Below are 20,184 nucleotides of genomic sequence, written 5' to 3'. Positions count from 1 at the left end.
CATGCAAGGCGATATTCATTTCATCTCCGGACTTCCGCGCGCGGGCTCGACGCTGCTGTCGGCAATATTGCGGCAGAACCCGCGCTTTCGCGCCGGGATGACCGGACCGGTCGGCTCGCTGGTCGACGGCATGCTGCGCAGCATGAGCATGAGCAACGAGACCGCGATCTTCATCAGCGACGAGCAGCGCCGGGAGCTCATCAAGGCGATCTTCTCCACCTATTACACCGATCTGCCGAAAGGGCACGTGGTGTTCGACACCAACCGCAATTGGTGTGCGCGGTTGCCTCTGATCACCGAGCTGTTTCCGCGCGCCAAGGTGATCTGCTGCGTGCGCCACATTCCTTGGATCCTGGATTCGGTCGAGCGGCTCATTCGCAAGAACAAGTATCAGCCGTCGGGCATCTTCAATTTCGAGCCGGGCGGCACGGTGTATTCGCGCGTCGAAGGGTTGGCGGCCCCGAACGGCATGGTCGGCTTTGCCTGGAATGCGCTACGCGAAGCGTTTTGCGGCGAGCAGTCCGCGTGTCTGCTGGCGCTGACCTACGAGACGCTGACCACCCAGCCGGAGCGGGCGATCGCCGCGGTCTACGAGTTCATCGGCGAGAAGCCGTTCGCGCATGATTTCCAGAACATCGAGTTCGACGCCGAGGAGTTCGACCGCAGGATCGGTACACCGGGTCTGCACAAGGTTGGCAGGCGCGTGGAATCCCCGGGGCGCAAGACTGTGCTGCCTGGCGACCTCTGGCGCAAATACGAGAACGATGCGTTCTGGGGCGACCCCGCCCGCAATCCGAACCAGGTGAGGGTGGTCTAGGGTCTGTACTCAATAGAGATTCCTCTTGAGGCGGGATTGTGATTCAAGCTTTCCAACGGAGGGAGGCTTGGATGGCAAAGCAAGTCTATTGGTTGAGCGATGCAGAGTGGCAGCGAATAGAGCCGTTGTTGCCGCGAGGCCGCCGCGGAGCGCACCGGGTGGATGATCGCCGGGTGATCAGCGGGATCGTCCATATGCTGCGATGTGGGGCGCGTTGGCGCGACTGCCCGGAGGTCTACGGCCCGTATACGACGGTTTACAATCGCTTCAATCGCTGGAGCCGTCAGGGGATTTGGACCGATATTTTCTATGCCCTGACGGGGTCGACTGGCATGTACGGGGCGGCATCTGTTGATTCCACCTACATCAAAGCCCACCGCTCGGCAGCCGGCGCAAAAGGGGGGCCTTCAACAATGCCATCGGCCGCTCGCGTGGCGGGCAAACGACCAAAATCCACGCGCTGACCGATGAGATCGGGCGTCCATATGCCTTGTTGATCACGGCTGGAAACGTCCACGACCTCGACGGAGCCCGCCGTCTGCTCACTTTGGGGCATCGACCGAAGAGTGTCATTGCCGACCGAGCCTATGACGCCAGAAGCTTGCGCGAGGAACTCGCACAGCGGCGGATCAAGGCGGTCATCCCCCCAAATCCGACCCGTAAGCACCCGCATCGCTACGACAAACGCGCCTACAAAGGCCGCAACGTCATCGAGCGCATGTTTTGTCGCCTGAAGGACTTCCGCCGCATCGCCACCCGATATGACAAGCGCGCAGATATCTTCCTCTCAGCAATCCTTCTGACCGCCGCCTTGCTCTGGTGGCTCAATTGAGTCCAGACCCTAGAGGAGGGTACGAATCCTTGGATTTGGTCTCTGTCTCGAGCTTTTCTTGCTGACCGCCGATGGCTCGCTCTAGAAGAGCGAGGTGAACCCGCAACGACACCAGCGCCTGCTTTTGATCCAGCTTCGCCGAGCATCGGCTCGCGCAGCCCATTGCAAGCTTGGTCCAATGTGAGCGGGTTGCTCACTCTCTGTTGATGTGTTGGACGATCCGTGCCGCGTGCGGGATGAAGCTTGTTCTGATTGCGGCATTTGTGATCGGTGTTGCTCTCTCTTGATGGCCGCGATTCTCAAACCGATTGCCCGGAGGCGCGACCTTGAGGATGATGTTGCGAACGGCTAGACGTAGACCCACGGTTGAACCTGACGATCCCCCGTCACTTGAGGCGTGACGCCGTGAAGTGTGCAAACTTCGATACCTCGGGTCTCTGTACCGATCTCCCACGGCCCAGGCGTGTGCCCTGCTACTTTCTCATCAGTCATCTTCTTAGCCTCCTTTTTGCTAAGTCATTGATTTCATGTATTATCGTTAGTCCTACATTTTCTTTTTGAGTCCTACATTGTAGGACTTATGTTCCTAAATTCCTGTTTTGCTGCGTTTCTCGCAACTCCAAGTGCGAAGGTAGCAACGGGCCTCAACAACAATCTCCAGTGATATCAATGTTAGGTAGTATTTCATCGCAACATATATTTAACGTTGCACCCATGATGGACTGGACCGACCGGCATTGTCGGGTGTTCCACCGCCATCTTACGCGACGGGCGCTGCTCTACACGGAGATGCTGACCACCGGTGCAATCATTCATGGCGACCGGGAGCGGATGCTTGGATTCGACGCATGCGAGCACCCGGTGGCGCTTCAGCTTGGCGGGTCGGATCCGCACGACCTCGCACAGGCCGCGCGGATCGGCGCGGCGTTCGGTTATGACGAGATCAATCTCAATGTAGGCTGCCCCTCCGATCGCGTGAAGGACGGTCGTTTCGGCGCCTGCCTCATGGCGGAGCCGGAGCTGGTGGCGAGCTGCGTTGACGCCATGAAGCGCGCTGTCACGGTTCCCGTCACGGTGAAGTGCCGCATCGGGATCGACGACCAGGATCCTGAGGTCGCGCTCGATGCCCTCGCGCGTGCGGTGGTGGCGTCCGGCTGCGACGCGCTGATCGTGCACGCCCGCAAGGCTTGGCTCAACGGCCTGTCGCCGAAGGAGAACCGCGACATCCCGCCGCTTGACTATGATCGCGTCTATCGGCTCAAGCGCGCGATGCCCGGTGTGCCCGTCATCATCAATGGCGGTATCCCGGGCATCGACGAGGCGAAGGCGCATCTTGCCCATGTCGACGGCGTGATGCTCGGCCGGGCCGCCTATCAGGAGCCATGGCGGCTGCTGTCCATCGATACCGAGATCTTCGGCGAAGCCGCGCCGCATGCGACCATGCAGGACGCATTCGAAGCAATGATGCCGTATATCGAGGCACAGCTCGCGCGCGGCACGCGGCTGCATGCGATCACGCGGCATTTCGTCGGCGCATTTCACGCCGTGCCCGGCGCGCGCGCCTTCCGGCGGCATCTTGCCGAGCAGGGGGTGAAGCCGGGCGCCGGTCTCGACGTGTTGCGCGATGCGATCGCGTGCGTCGGTGCGCGGGTGCCAGCGGAAGCCGCTGCCTAGCTGCAAACATCGCCAAGAGCCGGATCGCGACATCCGGCTCTTCATCGATCGGTCTCAGCGAAACAAGTCGAAGTGATAGTTCACGCCGACGCGGAAGGTGTGGAATTTCGCGGCGTTCCAGTCCGGTAAATCGTCGTGCATGAACTCGGTGTAGAGATATTCGGCCTTGGCCGACCATTTCGGCAGGAACGCCCACTCGACGCCGCCACCCGCGGTCCAGCCCATCTTCATCTTGTTGATCGGGCCGTCCTTCAATTCACCGGTGGCAAGACCCGCGGTCCCGAAGAGCAGCAGCCGTGAATCCAGCGTGGCGATACCGGCGCGGGCGCGGCCGGTCATGTACCAGGGAATGCTCACCGCGGCGCTGTTGAGGGTGTCGTGGTTCTTGACGTCTCCACCCTCGAAGTCGTTCTCGATGCCGACCACGAGCATTGGCGAGAGCTGGTAGTTGTAGCCGATCTGCACGCCGCCGACGGCGCCCTTGACCTTGCCGCCGCTCACTCCGACCAGATTGTTGAAGGCATCGTCGCCGCTCTCGGCATAGCCGGCGTTGAAGCCCGCATAAAGGCCCGTCCACGAATACACCGGCTGCGGCGCCGTGTAGGCGGAGACGGGCGCTGCATAGTGCGGCGACAGGTCCGCAGCAGCGGCGCTGCTCGTGGCGAACGCCGCGGCAAAGGGCAGGGCGTGCATCGTACGGCGTATGGCTGCTCTGGCAGTCATGACTCTCAATCTCCCACTTGGCCGCATCCCTCAGGACAGCAGCACTCATCCAATCCCGATCCGGGAATGGGTCTGTTATAAACCGACTGGGCGGTTTGTAAATGGTGCAGATGCACATCTCTGCGCATTCACAGCGAGTTATCCAACCTCGTGGTTGGGATGGAAGGATTAGTCGACCGCCGAGCGCGAGCGGCGGGAGCTGCTCTGGAGCTCCGGATACCCGGTCAGCATCAGTGTGTCCGCGCGCACGCCCCAGCTTTCCAGGCGGTCGAGGAAGCTCATGCCGAGCAGATTGGTCTTCATCTGGCCGCGCTGCACGACGAGGGCCGGCACCGATTTCTCGACCAGCTTGCCGACGGCGAGACGGTCGAGCGTAAGCCGGGCTGCCTTGGTGTGGCCGCCCGCGGTCTCCAGGTCGACGTTGTATTCGAGCATATCGAGCGGCAGCCCGATCGCTTTCGCGGTTTCCCAGGTCAGCACGACGGAGGTCGCGCCGGTATCGATCACCATCGGTGCAGCCACGCCGTTGATCTTGGCACGCAGCGCGAACTCGCCGCCTTGCCCGCGCGGGATATGCACGGCGGGGGCCGGGGCGGCGGTCTGCGCGCGGAAGATGTGCGAGACCTTGTGACTGGCGCGTACGATCTGGTCGGGATCGCCATAAGCGACGACGGCGCCTGCGGTGCCGGCGAGCATGATGAGAACGAGCAGGAAGCGGATCATTGCGCGCCTCCGCGCGTGCCCGTGCCGGTCAGATATGCTTCGGCGATGCCGCGATCGGCGGGAGTCCTGCTTGCTTCATGCGCGCCGGCAACAGCGCCATGACCGCCAGCCGTTCCGCGCTGTCCATGGCGTGCCAGCGCGCGATCTCCGGCAAGGTCCGGCCGCAGCCGAAGCAGAGCTTGGTCTTGGGATCGATCATGCAGACGGCGACGCACGGGGTTTCTTTGCTCATGCGGGCATAGTGAGGGATGGTCGGGCATGTCTGCAACCATCTCGTTAAGAGCCCGTGCCTGCGCTCATGATCGGCTTGTGCCGCGGTCGGCGCTTCTCGTCGGGAACGAGCGAGCTCTCCGGCTGAAGCGGCGGAGAATCATCCGACAGCGGCGCCAGCGCGCTCATCACACGCTCTGGCGGGAAGGTGACGATCACCTCGGTGCCGATGCGCAGCTTCGATTTCAGCGTGAACGTGCCGCCATGCAGGTCGATCAGATTCTTGGCGATGGGCAGGCCGAGGCCCGCGCCCTGTTCGGCCGACTTGATCGAGTTGGAGCCCTGGCCGAACGAGGCGAGCACGACCGGGATCTCGTCCTCGGGGATTCCGGAGCCGGAATCTTTCACCGAGAGATATTGTCCACCCGAAGCCGTCCATCCCGCCTTGAGCCAGATCTCGCCTCCTTGCGGGGTGAACTTGATCGAATTGGAGAGCAGATTGAGCACGACCTGGCGGATCGCGCGCTCGTCGGCCCAGAGCCGCGGCATCGCCTGCTCGAACACTTCGTGGATTGTGATGCCGCGGCTGGAAGCGCGCAGCTTCATCAAATGGTGGCAGTCGGCGACGATGCCGACCAGCGACACCGCTTCCTCGTTGAGTTCGTAGCGGCCGGCTTCGATCCGCGACAGATCGAGAATCTCGTTGATGAGGTTGAGCAGGTGCACGCCGGAATTGTGGATGTCGGCGGAATATTCCTTGTATACCGGCACCGCATGCGCGCCAAAAATCTCGCTCTTCATCACCTCGGAGAAGCCGAGGATCGCGTTCAGCGGCGTACGCAACTCGTGACTCATCTGCGCGAGGAAGCGCGACTTGGCGACGTTGGCGGATTCGGCGCGGTGGCGTGCTTCGTCCGAGATCGCCTTGGCCTGTTCGAGCTCGCCGATCAGCGCGTCCTTCTCGGCGCGGGCCTCCAGCGTGGCGAATGTCGAGGAGTGCAGGCGGTGGGCCAGCAGCACGAAATAGCCTTCGGCCGCGAGCGCGAGTGCCGCCAGGATGTAATTGTCCAGCGAGCCGGTCATCACGAAGCTCAGCGCCATCGCGACCGCGACCGGCGCGGTGGCAGCAACGGCGGCGATCGGCAGGTTGGCGGCCAGCATGCTCGATACTGCGATCACCAGCAGCATCAGGAACATCATCAGCGTTTCCGTGACCATGTCGAGCACGGGATGGATCAGGATCGCCATCCAGCACAGGCCATAGAGCAGGTCGAGCACGACGAAGCGCGTTCGCCATGCGCGCGTTGCGGCTGGAGAGCTGGCCTCGATCAGGAACCGGCGGCAACTGCGGATCATCGCGCTGTGGATGCAGAGCATGCCGGCGGTCCAGGCTGCGGCGGGGATCGGTTGCATCCAGAGCCCGAACAGCACGCCGGTCGCGACCACAAGCAGCATCACGACATAGGAAGCCGACAGCCGCGTCTGGGCATATTGGCGCAGCATCTCGGCGTCGAAGGCCGGCCGGGTTCCGCTGGTCGACGTTAACTTGTCGCGGGCCTCGCGCACCCGCTGCGCCGCAGCCCTTCGGCTGCTCGCCGATGGAGCGCTCACCGGCTCGGCCGGCAGCTGCACAACCTCGGGCTTTTCAGCGGGGTTACTCATCAAGCAACACGATTCCTGCCCACGCCGGACGCGGGCCTTCTGCATTGTCTATCTCTGGCAAGAAATCCTTAAGAGGTGACTTAAGGAGCTAAAGAATTACGTTAACCCGGCGTTAATTTGGATCGGCCGGCAGCGCTCAATGCAGCGCGGCGTACTGCGCCATGTATACCAGTGCTCCCGCCAGATAGCCCAGGAGTGCGACCGGCGCGATGCGGCGGGCGTACCAGAGGAACTCGATCCGCTCGAGCCCCATCGCGGCGACGCCGGCGGCCGAGCCGATGATCAGGATCGAGCCGCCGGTGCCGGCGCAATAGGCGATGAATTCCCAAAGGAAGCTGTCGGTCGGGTAATGCGCAAGGTCGTACATGCCCATGGTCGCCGCCACGAGCGGGACGTTGTCGATGACGGCGCTGAGGAGGCCAAGCACGACGACGATGATGTCTTGGCGGCCGATCGCGGCTTCGAGCCAGTTGGCCAGCTTGGACAGCAGTCCGACATGTTCGAGACAGGCCACCGCGAGCAGGATTCCAACGAAGAACACGATCGAGCCCATGTCGATCCGGGTCAGCGCGTGCGCAAGCGTGAGCGGTTGGCGGACATGCTCCTCCTTCTTGCGATGGATGATCTCGCCGACCAGCCAGACGAGACCGAGTCCGAGCAGCACGCCCATGAAGGGCGGCAGATGGGTGACCGTCTTGAAGGCGGGCACTGCGATCAGTACGCCGAGGCCGAGATAGAACATCACGTTGCGCTCGAACGGATCGACGCCCTGCAATCCTCCGTCCTTCGGCGGTGCCGCGATGGTCTTGCCTCTCAACGCAAACGCAATGAGGACCAGCGGCACCAGCAGATTGACGAGCGAGGGCAGGAACACCGCGCTCATGATTTTCAAGGGCGAGATCTGCCCGCCGATCCACAACATGGTCGTGGTGACGTCGCCGATAACGGTCCATGCGCCGCCGGCATTCGCAGCGATGACGATCAGCGAGGCGAACAGCAGGCGGTCGTCGCGCTTGGCGATCAGCCGCTGGATCAGCGAGACCATGACGATGGTGGTGGTCAGGTTGTCCAGGATCGCGCTGAGGAAGAAGGTCACGAAGCCGATCAGCCAAATCAGGCGGACGTGGCTCGTCGTGCTGATGCGTGAGGTGATGACCTCGAAACCATCATGGGCGTCGATCACCTCCACGATTGTCATCGCGCCGATCAGGAAGAAGACGATCTGCGCGGTGGAGGCGACGGACTCGTCGAGCTGGCGTCCGACCAAGGCGTGGTCGCCCGTCGCGACCGCATAGATGGTCCACAGCACCCCCGCGCCGAGCAGCGCGGAGGCACTCTTGTTGACGCCGAGCGGGTGCTCGAGTGCGATCGCCGCATAGGCGAGGACAAAGATGGCGGCGATCGCGATCAGCAAGGTCGTTTCAGATCTTCAGATGTCAGCGATTGAGGCGTGCGAGCAGGCTCGACGTATCCCAGCGCTTGCCGCCCATTTTCTCGACCTCGGCGTAGAACTGGTCGACGAGGGCCGTCACCGGCAGGTTGGCGCCGTTGCGGCGGGCTTCGGCCAGCGAGATCGAGAGGTCCTTGCGCATCCACTCGACCGCGAAGCCGAAATCGTACTTGTTCTCGTTCATGGTCTTGTAGCGGTTCTCCATCTGCCAGGACTGCGCCGCGCCCTTGGAAATGGTCTCGATCACGGCGGCGACGTCGAGGCCGCTCTTCTTGGCGAAGTGGATACCCTCGGAGAGACCCTGCACCAGACCGGCGATGCAGATCTGGTTGACCATCTTGGTCAGCTGGCCGCTTCCGGCGGGGCCGAGCAGTTTGCACATCCGCGCATAGGCGCCGGTGATGATCGGCTCGGCGCCGGCATAGGCGTCCTGCGCACCGCCGCACATCACCGTCAGCACGCCGTTCTCGGCGCCGGCCTGGCCGCCGGAGACCGGTGCGTCGACGAACTTGAAGCCGGCCTTGGTGGCGGCGGCATCGAGCTCGCGCGCGACCTCGGCCGAGGCGGTGGTGTGGTCGACGAAGGTCGCGCCCTTCTTGATGCCGGCAAACGCGCCGTCGGTGCCGATCGTGACCGCGCGCAGATCGTTGTCGTTGCCGACGCAGCACATCACGAAATCCTGGCCTTCGGCCGCGGCCTTCGGGGTCGGTGCAGTCTTGCCGCCGAACTTGTCCGCCCACTCCTTCGCCTTGGCCGCAGTGCGGTTGTAGACGGTGACCTCATGGCCCCCTTTTTTCACGAGGTGTCCGGCCATGGGGAAGCCCATCACGCCGAGACCGAGGAAAGCGATTTTAGCCATGTATGGTACCTTGTCCGTAGTTTGGGTTTTACGGTTCTTGCCGGGCGAGCAGGGCGCCTGGTTCCGCCGTGAGGGCGGATCGGGGCGCACCATAAACCCTTGAGGCCGGAGGGCAACGGCTTCGTTTGGCCGCCCCCTGTGCTAGGATGGCGGACCTCAAGGACTTCAAAAAAGGGAGCGCAGGCATGGGCGTGGGTTTGGGCGGCGTGAGCGTCGGCGTGCTCGATCATTTCAACATCCGGACCCGGAAACTGGCCGAGACCGTCCGCTTCTACGAGGACGTGCTGGGCCTGGAAAATGGTGCCCGGCCGAATTTCGCCTTCCCGGGCGCCTGGATGTACAGCGAGGGCAAGCCGGTGGTGCACCTCGTCGATATTTCGCCGACCGCCGAGCCACAAAAGCCGGATTCCGGCGTTGTCCACCATGTTGCCTTCGTCAGCCGTGGCTTTGACGCCATGAAGCAGCGGCTGACGTCCAAGGGGATGAAGTTCGACTCCCGTCAGGTGCCCGGCGGCGACCTCTGGCAGATCTTCGTCCACGACCCCAACGGGGTCATGATCGAGCTGAATTACGAGGCGGCCAGGGAGCAGGGGGCGGCGCCCGCGGAGATGGCTGACGACATCGGCAGGCAGTAGCCTTTTGGGCGTTTCCGCTCTAATGGGGCATCTTGAAATCAGGAGATGCGCTTTGAGCGTGACGCAGCAACAGGTTCTCGACAGCCTTGGCCGGATCAAGTCGCCGCGCGGGGTCGCGCTCACCAATGCCAATGTGCTGAGCGCGATCAGCGCCTCCGACGGCAAGGTGTTCTTCTCGATCAACGTCGATGCCGCCGAGGCGCGGGCCTGGGAGGCCATCCGGGCCGAAGCGGAAGCCGCTGTCCGCGCCATTCCCGGCGTCACCACCGTGATGGTGGCGCTGACCGCCGAGCGCAAGCCGGGCTCAGCGCCGCCGCCACCCCCGCAGCCGAGCCGCGGCACGCCTGGTGTGCAGCCGGTCCATGCCCACAAGCCGCCGCAAGGCGGCGGGTCGCCGATGGCGCGGCAGTCTGAGATCCCCGGCGTCGCCGCCGTGATCGCGGTCGCCTCCGGCAAGGGCGGGGTGGGCAAGTCGACCACCGCGCTCAATCTGGCGCTCGGCCTGCGCGATCTCGGTCTCAAGGTCGGGCTGCTCGATGCCGACATCTACGGTCCGTCCATGCCGCGGCTGACCGGTCTGCACGACAAGCCGGAGCTGAACGACGAACGCAAGATGATTCCGCTCCGGCGCTTCGGCCTCGCCATCATGTCGATCGGCTTTTTGGTCGAGGAGGAGACCGCGATGATCTGGCGCGGTCCCATGGTCATGTCGGCGGTGACGCAGATGCTGCGCGACGTCGAATGGGGCAAGCTCGATGTTCTCGTCGTCGACATGCCTCCGGGCACCGGCGATGCGCAGCTCACGCTGGCGCAGAACGTGCCGCTGAAGGGCGCCGTGATCGTCTCGACCCCGCAGGACCTCTCCCTGATCGACGCAAGGCGGGGGCTTGCCATGTTCAAGAAGGTCAACGTCCCCGTGCTCGGCATCGTCGAGAACATGAGCTATTTCCAGTGCCCCCATTGCGGCACGCGGTCGGACATTTTCGGCCATGGCGGGGCGCGGCACGAGGCCGAGAAGCTCGCAGTCCCATTCCTGGGCGAGATCCCCCTGCACATGGCGATTCGTGCCAGCTCGGATGCCGGCAATCCCGTCGTGGACAGCGAGCCGGACGGACCTCATGCGGCGATCTATCGCGCCATTGCAGGTCAGGTCCGGGACCAGCTCAAGGGCGTTATTGCCGCGGCCTGAGCCGGTCTTCTGGGGACATGCGACTTTCGTAGAGCCCCGTCATGCCATTGTCGCGTTCCGAAGCGGGGCCGTCCGTGTTAAAGGCCCACGGCAGTCAAGCCCCTTCGGTTCGACGCGGCCCGAGCGCGTCGCCGGAATGAGCGGCGGCAAAAGAGAAGTTAAGGGGGAAACGCCCCAGCAAGGAGAGACCTGAAGATGAAGCGTCGTGATTTTCTGAAAGTGTCGGCAGCAGGCGCGGCGGCGACCGCCGCGGTGGCCTCGCCGGCGATCGCGCAGTCCTCGCCCGAGATCAAGTGGCGCCTGACTTCGAGCTTCCCGAAGTCGCTGGATACCATCTATGGCGGCGGCGAGCAGCTGGCGAAGTACGTTGCCGAGATGACCGACAACAAATTCCAGATCCAGGTGTTCGCCGCCGGCGAAGTCGTCCCGGGTCTCCAGGCGCTCGACGCGACCTCGAACGGCACGGTCGAGATGTGCCACACCGTCTCCTACTACTATGTCGGCAAGGATCCGACCTTTGCGATTTACGCCTCGGTGCCGTTCGGCCTCAATGCGCGCCAGCAGAACTCCTGGTGGTACCAGGGCGGCGGCGAACAGCTCGGCAACGAGTTCTTCAAGAAGTCGAACGTGATCGGCTTCCCCTGCGGCAACACCGGCACCCAGATGGGCGGTTGGTTCCGCAAGGAGATCAAGACCGTTGCCGACCTCTCCGGTCTCAAGATGCGCATCGGTGGCATCGCCGGCCAGGTGCTCCAGAAGGTGGGCGTGGTGCCGCAGCAGCTCGCCGGCGGCGACATCTATCCGGCCCTGGAAAAGGGCACCATCGACGCCGCAGAGTGGGTCGGACCGTACGATGACGAGAAGCTCGGCTTCGCCAAGGTCGCCAAGTACTACTATTATCCGGGTTTCTGGGAAGGCGGTCCGATGGTCCATGCCTTCACCAATCTGGACAAGTGGAATTCACTGCCGAAGAACTACCAGGCGATCCTCACCAACGCGGCGGCCAATGCCAACAGCTGGATGGCCGCGCGTTACGACATGCAGAACCCGGCGGCACTGAAGCGTCTGGTCGCCGGCGGCACTCAGCTTCGTCCCTTCACCAACGAGGTCCTCGAAGCCTGCCTCAAGTCGACCAACGAGCTGTGGGCCGAGATCTCGGGCAAGAACGCCGACTTCAAGAAGTCGATCGACGCCATGCAGGCCTACCGCTCCGACGAATATCTGTGGTGGCAGGTTGCCGAATACACCTACGACAGCTTCATGATCCGCTCGCGCACCCGCGGCTGATCTACGGCTTAAGTCGTAGGACCATTAGCCCGGCCTCCCCAGGAGGCCGGGCTTTTTCTTTGCCGCGTTGCGATCGGGGTGGCATTCGGCCCGGCAATGTTCCATGCTGACGTCAAGCCTCGGCAAGAAGGCTTCACAATCACTGGTACATCAGGGCAGGAAATCATGAAGAGAAGAGACTTCATCAAGGTCACAGGACTTGGTGCGGCTGGCGCCGCCACGCTCGCGGCTCCCGCGATCGCGCAGTCGATGCCGGAAATCAAATGGCGCATGCCGACGAGCTGGCCGAAATCGCTCGACACGCTCTATGGCGGCGCCGAGATGATGAGCAAGATGGTCGCCGAGGCGACCGACAACAAATTCCAGATTCAGACCTTTGCCGCGGGCGAGATCGTGCCGGGCCTGCAGGTGCTCGACGCCGTGCAGAACGCCACCTGCGAGATCGGTCACACCGCGTCCTACTATTATTTCGGCAAGGACCCGACCTTCACCTTCGGATCGGCCGTGCCGTTCGGTCCCAACATGCGCATCAACCAGGCCTGGTACATGCAGGGCGGCGGGCGCGACGTGCTCAACGAGTTCTACAAGAGCTACAACGTCATCTCGCTGCTCGCGGGCAACACCGGCTGCCAGATGGGCGGCTGGTTTAGGAAAGAGGTCAACACGCCCGACGATCTCAAGGGCATGAAGATCCGCATCGGCGGCTTCGCCGGCCGCGTGCTGCAGAGGCTCGGCGTGGTGCCGCAACAGCTCGCCGGCGGCGACATCTATCCGGCGCTGGAAAAGGGCACCATCGACGCCGCAGAATGGGTCGGCCCCTACGACGACGAGAAGCTCGGCTTCTACAAGATTGCGCCGCACTACTACTATCCCGGCTGGTGGGAAGGCGGGCCGATGCTGCTCGCCTTCGTCAACCTCGACAAATGGAACGCGCTGCCGAAATATTATCAGAGCGTGCTGGAGCAGGCCGGCCACTACGCCAACAACTACATGATGGCGCGCTACGACACCGCAAATCCGCTGGCGCTGAAGAAGCTGCTCGCGGGCGGTGCCAAGCTGCATGCCTTCTCGCCCTCGATCATGGATGCCTGCTACAAGGCCGCCAAGGAGCTGCACGCCGAAGTCGGCGCGACCAACGCCAATTTCAAGAAGGTGCACGACTCCCTCGCCAAATTCTCCAGCGACGGCTATGCCTGGTTCCAGGTCGCCGAGGTCGGCTACGACATCTTCATGGCGCGGCGGTCGCAGAGCTGATCGCGCCACTCGTCGCATGCAGCGCCCCGGAGCGAAGGCTCCGGGGCGTTGCTGTTGCGGCGTTCGCAAGGGCGTTAGAACAAAAACATCGAAAACAACCCCATGCACAGTAGAAGGGAACAGCGTTATCAATGACTTGACGGCCGAGTGCGAGTTCTTGCGGAATTGCCGAATTTGGTTGACGCGTCGGGCAAAACAGTGGCATAAGTCGATAATCGCATAATCCGAAATCGCGTCGCTCGACCCAAGGGCCTGATGAGCTTTGATCCCGACGAAGTTCAAACCGCGCTGCGCAAGGCATGGTCGTTGGCAACGGCCAGCCAATGGACACCGACCAATCCGGCGGCAGGGCAATGCAACGTCACCTCGTTGCTCGTTCACGAACTCTTCGGCGGCGATTTGCTGAAGACGCCCCTGCCGGAAGGCGACCATTTCTACAATCGGATCGGAGGCAAGAGATATGATTTCACGGCGAGCCAGTTCGACCGGCCGATCGCTTACATGGATGTGCCGACCAGCCGGACCGACGCGGAGCTGGGCGCAACGCGCGACGAACTGGCTGAACTCAGAGCCGCATTTCAGCGGCTCCTAAAATCGCCATAGGGATGTTCGAAGCATCGAGGTCGGTCTAACCCTCGACGTCGTACTGTTTGCTGAGGTGATCGCCGATCTGGACCAGCATCGCAACACATTCGGGGTAGCCGGGCCGATCGGCCGTGGCCTGACTTGCACTGGCTCGAAACTCCCATGAGCTGCCGTCGCGAACGATCGAAATCGTCATTGCATCGGGACAGTCGGCGTGAACCTTCAACTCGGCTCGCGCCATTGCGATCAGTTCGCCTTCTGTTTTGACAGGTTTGCTCATGAAGCTCGTCTCTCCGTGTTGGAGTCAAGATTTGCCCATATTTGCGAAACTAGCAAACAAGTCCTCACGAAGAAAACTGACGCGTGACGGCCATTGATAGGCCGCATCGCTGGAGATGGCAGATGGCCGAACGTCGCCGAGAGGATGATCCCAAACTCCCGGTGATCTATGAGACCGATTTCTCGCGCCTCGCGCCCCGCCCGGTACCCCTGATGTTGCAGCAGCCCTATCGTCCGGAGGACATTGTCGGTGCCGGTAGCTTCGGGTCGGGGGTGAAGCCAGATTACCCACCGAGCGAATGCTCGAGGAAGAAGCGCAGCATTTCCCTCGTCGCATCCGGTCCTTGCGGATCAGTGTAGGATCCGGTGGGGCTGCCGCCTGACCACGCGTGTCCGGCGCCATCGATGTTCCAGTGTTCGGCGATCGCCCGACCCGCGCCGTCGATCAGGACGGTGCGAGTATAGGCATGGCCGTGGGTTACGCGTCCGCGAAGTACCTTCGCCGTCGGCCTCGTTGCCCTGGCGGACTGCTCGATTATCTGATCGCCATTCTTTGGATGCACCGTAGTGTCGCGATCGCCATGGAAAACGATGGTCGGCACAGAAGTTTTGCCATCTGCAATTGCCTTGGAGCCGCCTCCCTGCCGCATGGCGACGAACGCGGAGGGAAGATCGCTCGCGGCTCCGCACGCGAGGCCTGAATGAATACCGACCGCCGCATACAGGTCGCTATACGTTGCGCCCATGATGGCGGCGGCGGCCCCGCCGGCCGACAGTCCCGCGACGTATACGCGCTTCGGATCGATCGCATGGTCGCGCATGATCTGGCGGGTAATGCCGGCGATCATCGAGGGCTCGCCCCCGCCGCGGCGCTGGTCGCCCGTGCGAAACCAGTTCCAGCACTTCGAATGGTTGGCTCCGCTCGGCTGCTCAGGATAGACCACGAAGCAATTCTGCTCTTCCGCCAGGAAGTTCATCCGGGTGCCGGCCGCGAAATCGTCCGGCGACTGGGTGCAGCCATGAAGCATGACAATCAGGGGAAGCCGTTGTCCCCGACAGCGGCTTGGGATGAACAGCTTGTAGGTCCGGCTTCCCGCGGCGTTACTGAAGGTACCGGCGATAAACCGTGTGCCCTCGGGCACGATGTCCGATGGGGACAGAGGAGCGCGCGTGATCGGACTTCGCAGGCCGAGCCCGGAAAAGTCCCGCATGCCGTCGAGCGGTAAGGAGCGCCTGCGTCCCTGAGCAGAGCGGGCCGGCGAGATCTGCGGAGCTTCCCGCTCCCCGACGACGTCCGACGTGGCGTCGATGGTAAGCGGATCGAGCCGCGGGAGTCGAGCCTGAGCGGCGTTGCGATGCTCTGGTTTTGGAGCGCTACCGCCGTGGAGCATGCGCTGCAGGAGCGCGGTGGCCTCGACCAGTTGGCCGGCACGCGTGAGGCGGGTTGCTTCGCGGACTATGTCTTGATTCAGCATCGTTCACCTCGTTCTGTCGGCGAGAGCGGCCTTGACCGCGGGAGTGGCGTGAAGGGCCCCCAGCACCGAGACCGACGCGATTGTGGCGCGAGCCAACTCGGGAGTGACGTCCTGGGCGATGGTGGCTAAGCCCAAAACATTGATCTGCAGCATTTCGCCGGCGCGCCGCGCCGCTTCGAGATCCTCGCGAGTGTAGTTGCGCAGTCCGAGGTCCAGGTTCTTCCGGGCCGTGGATTGTCTGACGACCTCTACGTGGCGCTCGAGCTGGTTCCGAATTGCTGTCCGGATGAAATCGGTCCGGTTCGAATAGAACCCTTCCTGCACCATGAGATCGACATGACCGAGGTCGACATAGCCAAGGTTGATGGTGATCTTCTCGGTGTCGGGGGCCTTGGGTCGTAGCTCGCGCACATTATCGGCCATAGCTAACCATCCATTTTTACCATCCCATTGGATGGTGTATGGATGTTATCTAGATGCTCCCAAGCGCCTTTCAAGGGCGGGGCGAAGGGCAGCTTTGGGATCACAAGCGGCAGACGAGGCAAAATCCGCTTCTCGTCAGCTTCGCGGCCGACAGCCGACGTCTCTTTGATCCATCAGCCGACATCACAAGGAAAGAGAGCCGCCAACTGAGCTGCCTCACTTTTGAGGAGGGGCGGTAACGCGAGCAGCCTTTGTGGTAGTGTTGCGGCTGTCTACGATGCAATCTCAGGGCGTAGGGCGGTAGCTCTCGGCGGATCGCTCAGGTGGATGGCGTTTCCTGGCGAGGTCCGCTCGCTGGATGTCAGACTTCAGGCCAGCATCGAACGGAGCGGCGCGTCTCGCAAGCGAGGGAGCAACGCTGCTCATTGGGAAGGGTCCAGGGTGTTGCCAACGAACACGAAAATACGCACTCGCGTTGTGATCGTCTCTCCTAACTGTTTCCTGCCCATGAGCATGATGCCGATTCAGATTGATGGTCGATGATGGCGAAGTATCTGGATGATCTGCCTTTCGCTGCCGGTTCAGCTACGGCATGCGGAATTGGTACTGCGGTCTCCCAATTGCTCTTCTTTAGGGATACGTGGACGACAACCATCACGTTGTTAATAACGACCGTCACCGTTTCCTACTTTCTCGCCCGATGGAAGCTTAAACGGATGAATTTGCCGCTAGACTGTACGTACGGCGAATTTCGAATGGCCGCAAACAGCCGGCGACTGCGTCAATGAATCTCAGCGGCGACTTCTTCAATTGCTTTTGAGCCTACATTTTCCGGGGAAGCGCATCGAGAGCGGCAGCGGCCGCAGATCCTCGCCGCCCAGCGCGAGCACGTCGATGGCATAGAGCTGTACTTCCTCATCACGACGGCGCGGGTGTCGCGGCCTCTCCGAGTCGGGTGTACGTCATCGGGGGTCAAATAAGCACAATGCCCCGCGCCCAATGGGAACACTGGTGAACTCAGGCCATTCGGGAACGTGATTGCCCGATGCCCGCGAAGCCCGCTTCGGGTCAATCGCGTCATTTCGGTCGCGTGCGGTTCTCTTTCGGTCTACCCCTGTGAACGGACAACTTCAGACCACCCTGGCATGTCGCAAATGGGACCCAGAGCAGACGAATTTTGATCTCAGAAATTCTGGTGACCCCAGAGAAACACGGCTTCATCACGTTCCGCAAAATATTGGGGAATGGATAGCACCGGTATCTTTCGATCGAGTTCCTTGATTACTGTGCCGTCGACCCTAAAAACGGGAGCCGCTGATGATGCCGGAATTCGGTAGGTCAAGTCGTCACGTGCATCTTGGCAGGCACCGAAGCCATTAGTTGCTCCCTCCCGATATTCGAGATTGAGAACAAAGTCGCTGTCGTTCCCGAGAGCGGATTTCCGCATGGGAAAGGCTGACGAGAGACGCCGCCACAAGAGAGGATACATTTCAGGCGGCCAAGAGCTGGGAACGTGCGGTGGGATCTGCACGATTTGTCCGCTGCGAAGTGGTTGTCCACTGTGAAGATCGCCGCTTGAGATACGTTTGCTGATGTGTGGCCAGAACATCCCGCGAAACTGGGACCAATCAATGTCCTTCGGCAGAGTCCAGTAACGCGTTTGTCTTGTGGCCATAGCTCGCGGAGCTTGACACGCAACTCCTCGGGCAGCTTGAAACGACGATAGGTCTCGCAGGTGGAGATATACTGACCGAGCTCAGGCGGAGTTTGATTGGGGAAGTTATAGCCCCAAGGGCCGGGCAGCTTCCCTTTCTGGACGTACTCTGCCGCTGACGACTGTCGCCACCTCTCCCAATCCTCGCGCGTCGCTCTTTCGATCCGCGCCCCGCGAAATGTGAGCCGGCTAAGTGGATTGTCGTATGCGTCCTCCGAAAGATAGCCCACACCCGCAGACAAATCATCCACGTCATCGAACCAGACCGCCAGCGGCAGAACATCTGGTGGAACCATTCCGTTCTCGGTGGTTGGGCCGCTGCAAAGGTGCAGGGTCCGGATCATTACGGCATGCCCGTCGCGAGTCGCCATAATCATCGCCTTCGGACTGATGCTTGAGTCGTCCGACGATCCTCCAGATCGCCACCGCGTTACCCTAAGATTGCAGGCTACGACGTAATCGAAAGAAAGCTCTTCTCCGCTCTCCTTCACCCCGAAGGTTGCCTTCAGTCGGTAGAAGTAGCCGTTGTCTGCGATGTAGGTCTGCGACATCGGTTTTCGCAGGACCGATAGCACGTTAGGCAGCGCCACAATCGTCCCGACGGCGAGTATCAGGAGACCAACAACTACTATTACGAACTTGCGCAAACGATGAGGTTCCGATGGGACAAGCATTTGGCCGGTGCATCAAATGCTATCTCACGCGGAGGTTGATGAACTTTTTACGGCCGACGCCAGCGCGGTTTGGGTTAAAAAACCATGAAAGGCCGCTGCTGGCAAAGGTCTGCTTCTGGGCCAGAAGCGGAACTGATGCTTCAGAACTGAAGGCGGCATATCTCACGCACGTTCCTTGCGTCGAAAAACGCGCAGATCCATCTCGCGCCAACGCATCATCACCTTTTGCTCGAAGCGATCCTCTCTAATTCTAGCGCGATAAACACCCTCGAACACGAAGATATCGTCCTTGGTTGCTACGGCTTCCAAGAAGCGGGGAGACAGAACGGCGAGATTGATGGCATCGTCGCGCCCCGACATTTGACCGACCAATTGCCAGAAGGTGAACATTGCGTAGCAATAGTTGTCGAAGGTCTCGAACGCTGAAAAGTCTGCGACGTTACATTCGTCCAAGGTCATCAAGGGGTAGCTATACGCACTCCTCATGTTCGGGTCAGGCTTAATGAACTCGAGAGCGGATGGGGGCGATTGGAGGGGCTTGGTGACGCCGGCCTCCTCCAGGACGGAAGTGCTCCACTCCCAGCAGCTCGTGGAATTATGGCAGAAGGCTTCGCGCAGCACACCATCTTCGTCAGGGAGCCACAGGTTATGCGCCCGCTCAGCTTCGATCAGCCGGTAAATGTCGAATAGAAATTCGTATATGAGCGCTCCTACAGCCGCGTTTCGCATCACGCTTAGCATTTAACAACCTCGAACTAACCCGGCTCGTTATGCGCCCAGAGGCTATTCAGCAATCCCTAACAAAGAGGATTGCGGCCGAAAGTCCGCTTTGGGTCCATTTTCGATGGTTTCAGCGGAGATTGTCGGCTGGCTGATGTCCGCTCTTACCCGTAAGCGTCCGACTGAGGCATGCCCGGAAGCGTTGCGCCCGGTCAGCCCCCTGTGATTCAAGCTTCGGCTCCTCTTAGGCGCCGGATGATAGCGCCCATGCATAACCTTCCATTTGGTCACTCTCCACCATACCCCTGGCCCGACCGACGCGATTGAGCCAGAGCGGACCGACAGCAACGTTCCCCTGCATTCACCGAGCGAGTTGCTGCGGGCGGGTAAGCGCGGTTAGTATCGCGCCCATGCCGTTCGCCATCACGCTCTGCTTTGATCCCATGAGCGCTGTCCCTATCGAGGGGATGTGGCGCAAGCTTGCGTCCGACGGAATCGACGCCGATCGCGACCAACTTGGGTATGCGCCGCATATTACGCTTGCGATCTACCCGGACGAAACACCCCTCAAGAGGCTACGCACCGCGCTTGAAGATACGTCCCAAAATTGGGAGGCTCTTCCGGTTAATTTGTGCGGATTGGGTGCCTTTCCGGGCGACAATACCGTTCTATGGGCAGTGCCCGTTGTGACGCCCGCGTTGCTTGCACGGCATCAGGCAATACAAACTGCACTTCCCGATCTTAAGGTTCATGCGCATTATCGACCGGGAGCTTGGGTGCCTCACGTCACATTGTCGGGTGCCTTGCCTGACCCGAGGCCGGCTCTCAGGGCTCTCCTGTCCAGCTGGGAGCCAGTCAGAGGCTTTCTCGACCGAGTGGAGTTAGTGCGCTTCCGCCCTGTCGAAGTGCTGTACAGTTCGGCGCTCGGAGCCGCTTTGCCCCAATGAAAGTTCGATAAATCGACGCGCATCACCTCGATGAGGCGATCATCCGAGGTAG

20 protein-coding genes are annotated in these 20,184 nt (G+C 61.6%); 9 read left to right on the top strand and 11 right to left on the bottom strand.

Translation table 11 applies throughout. The features are described 5' to 3' along the window. Position 1 precedes the first annotated feature (1 nt). The 3 genes from NLM27_RS17355 to dusA all read left to right on the top strand — a co-directional run bounded on the left by NLM27_RS17355 (position 2) and on the right by dusA (position 3,323). Complete coding sequence (locus NLM27_RS17355; protein WP_254144462.1) at positions 2-817, top strand: sulfotransferase; 816 nt, start codon at positions 2-4, stop codon at positions 815-817. Between the two features lie 71 nt (positions 818-888). Beyond that, a protein-coding gene (locus NLM27_RS17350) for an IS5 family transposase (protein WP_375142247.1) occupies positions 889-1,649 on the top strand; the annotation gives its coding sequence in 2 pieces (ribosomal slippage) (positions 889-1,225 and positions 1,225-1,649; 762 coding nt in all). A 669-nt stretch (positions 1,650-2,318) separates the two neighbouring features. Then, positions 2,319-3,323 (top strand): tRNA dihydrouridine(20/20a) synthase DusA, encoded by a 1,005-nt coding sequence (gene dusA, locus NLM27_RS17345; protein ID WP_256569985.1) that lies wholly within the window; start codon positions 2,319-2,321, stop codon positions 3,321-3,323. A gap of 54 nt (positions 3,324-3,377) precedes the next feature. Here dusA and NLM27_RS17340 read toward each other — a convergent pair whose 3' ends face one another. From NLM27_RS17340 to NLM27_RS17315, 6 genes are all read right to left on the bottom strand, one after another. Then, entirely contained in the window at positions 3,378-4,046 is a 669-nt protein-coding gene (locus NLM27_RS17340; RefSeq protein WP_254144460.1) for an outer membrane protein, read from the bottom strand. 168 nt (positions 4,047-4,214) lie between these two features. Continuing rightward, entirely contained in the window at positions 4,215-4,769 is a 555-nt protein-coding gene (locus NLM27_RS17335) for a TIGR02281 family clan AA aspartic protease (protein WP_254144459.1), read from the bottom strand. A gap of 28 nt (positions 4,770-4,797) precedes the next feature. Next, positions 4,798-5,001 carry a DUF1289 domain-containing protein gene (locus tag NLM27_RS17330; protein WP_254144458.1) on the bottom strand — a complete coding sequence of 68 codons (204 nt, stop codon included), beginning with the start codon at positions 4,999-5,001 and terminating at the stop codon, positions 4,798-4,800. A gap of 44 nt (positions 5,002-5,045) precedes the next feature. Beyond that, complete coding sequence (locus tag NLM27_RS17325) at positions 5,046-6,641, bottom strand: HAMP domain-containing sensor histidine kinase (protein WP_254144457.1); 1,596 nt, start codon at positions 6,639-6,641, stop codon at positions 5,046-5,048. Between the two features lie 136 nt (positions 6,642-6,777). Next, positions 6,778-8,055: a sodium:proton antiporter NhaD gene (gene nhaD / locus NLM27_RS17320; protein WP_254144456.1), complete on the bottom strand. Its 1,278-nt coding sequence runs from the start codon at positions 8,053-8,055 to the stop codon at positions 6,778-6,780. A gap of 22 nt (positions 8,056-8,077) precedes the next feature. Next, positions 8,078-8,950: an NAD(P)-dependent oxidoreductase gene (locus tag NLM27_RS17315; RefSeq protein ID WP_254144455.1), complete on the bottom strand. Its 873-nt coding sequence runs from the start codon at positions 8,948-8,950 to the stop codon at positions 8,078-8,080. A 197-nt stretch (positions 8,951-9,147) separates the two neighbouring features. Here NLM27_RS17315 and NLM27_RS17310 point away from each other — a divergent pair, with 197 nt between their 5' ends. The 5 genes from NLM27_RS17310 to NLM27_RS17290 all read left to right on the top strand — a co-directional run bounded on the left by NLM27_RS17310 (position 9,148) and on the right by NLM27_RS17290 (position 13,918). Beyond that, positions 9,148-9,585 carry a VOC family protein gene (locus NLM27_RS17310; RefSeq protein ID WP_254148849.1) on the top strand — a complete coding sequence of 146 codons (438 nt, stop codon included), beginning with the start codon at positions 9,148-9,150 and terminating at the stop codon, positions 9,583-9,585. 52 nt (positions 9,586-9,637) lie between these two features. Beyond that, a complete protein-coding gene (locus NLM27_RS17305; protein WP_254144454.1) occupies positions 9,638-10,774 on the top strand; it encodes an Mrp/NBP35 family ATP-binding protein in 1,137 nt (378 codons plus the stop codon). Between the two features lie 195 nt (positions 10,775-10,969). Further along, complete coding sequence (locus NLM27_RS17300; RefSeq protein ID WP_254144453.1) at positions 10,970-12,061, top strand: TRAP transporter substrate-binding protein; 1,092 nt, start codon at positions 10,970-10,972, stop codon at positions 12,059-12,061. Positions 12,062-12,226: 165 nt separating this feature from the next. Further along, positions 12,227-13,315 (top strand): TRAP transporter substrate-binding protein, encoded by a 1,089-nt coding sequence (locus tag NLM27_RS17295; protein WP_254144452.1) that lies wholly within the window; start codon positions 12,227-12,229, stop codon positions 13,313-13,315. A gap of 255 nt (positions 13,316-13,570) precedes the next feature. Continuing rightward, positions 13,571-13,918: a hypothetical protein gene (locus NLM27_RS17290; protein WP_254144451.1), complete on the top strand. Its 348-nt coding sequence runs from the start codon at positions 13,571-13,573 to the stop codon at positions 13,916-13,918. A gap of 25 nt (positions 13,919-13,943) precedes the next feature. Here the strand turns inward: NLM27_RS17290 and NLM27_RS17285 are convergent, their stop codons facing one another. The 5 genes from NLM27_RS17285 to NLM27_RS17260 all read right to left on the bottom strand — a co-directional run bounded on the left by NLM27_RS17285 (position 13,944) and on the right by NLM27_RS17260 (position 19,206). Continuing rightward, complete coding sequence (locus tag NLM27_RS17285) at positions 13,944-14,180, bottom strand: hypothetical protein (RefSeq protein ID WP_254144450.1); 237 nt, start codon at positions 14,178-14,180, stop codon at positions 13,944-13,946. Positions 14,181-14,463: 283 nt separating this feature from the next. Beyond that, positions 14,464-15,654, bottom strand: a complete 1,191-nt coding sequence (locus NLM27_RS17280; RefSeq protein ID WP_254144449.1) for a PHB depolymerase family esterase — start codon at positions 15,652-15,654, stop codon at positions 14,464-14,466. Positions 15,655-15,657: 3 nt separating this feature from the next. Continuing rightward, on the bottom strand, positions 15,658-16,077 hold the full coding sequence (locus NLM27_RS17275) for a CopG family transcriptional regulator (RefSeq protein ID WP_028140806.1): 420 nt from the start codon (positions 16,075-16,077) through the stop codon (positions 15,658-15,660). 1,338 nt (positions 16,078-17,415) lie between these two features. Next, a complete protein-coding gene (locus NLM27_RS17265) occupies positions 17,416-18,342 on the bottom strand; it encodes a hypothetical protein (protein WP_254144448.1) in 927 nt (308 codons plus the stop codon). Positions 18,343-18,627: 285 nt separating this feature from the next. Next, positions 18,628-19,206, bottom strand: coding sequence for a hypothetical protein (locus tag NLM27_RS17260; RefSeq protein WP_254144447.1), 579 nt, complete (start codon positions 19,204-19,206; stop codon positions 18,628-18,630). 389 nt (positions 19,207-19,595) lie between these two features. Between NLM27_RS17260 and NLM27_RS43995 the strand changes: the two genes are divergently transcribed. After that, positions 19,596-20,132 carry a 2'-5' RNA ligase family protein gene (locus NLM27_RS43995; protein ID WP_375142254.1) on the top strand — a complete coding sequence of 179 codons (537 nt, stop codon included), beginning with the start codon at positions 19,596-19,598 and terminating at the stop codon, positions 20,130-20,132. Positions 20,133-20,184: the final 52 nt, after the last annotated feature.

The sequence above is a fragment of the Bradyrhizobium sp. CCGB12 genome (assembly GCF_024199845.1).
In the GTDB taxonomy this organism is placed as follows: Bacteria; Pseudomonadota; Alphaproteobacteria; order Rhizobiales; family Xanthobacteraceae; genus Bradyrhizobium.
This window is presented reverse-complemented; position numbering and strand designations above follow the sequence as displayed.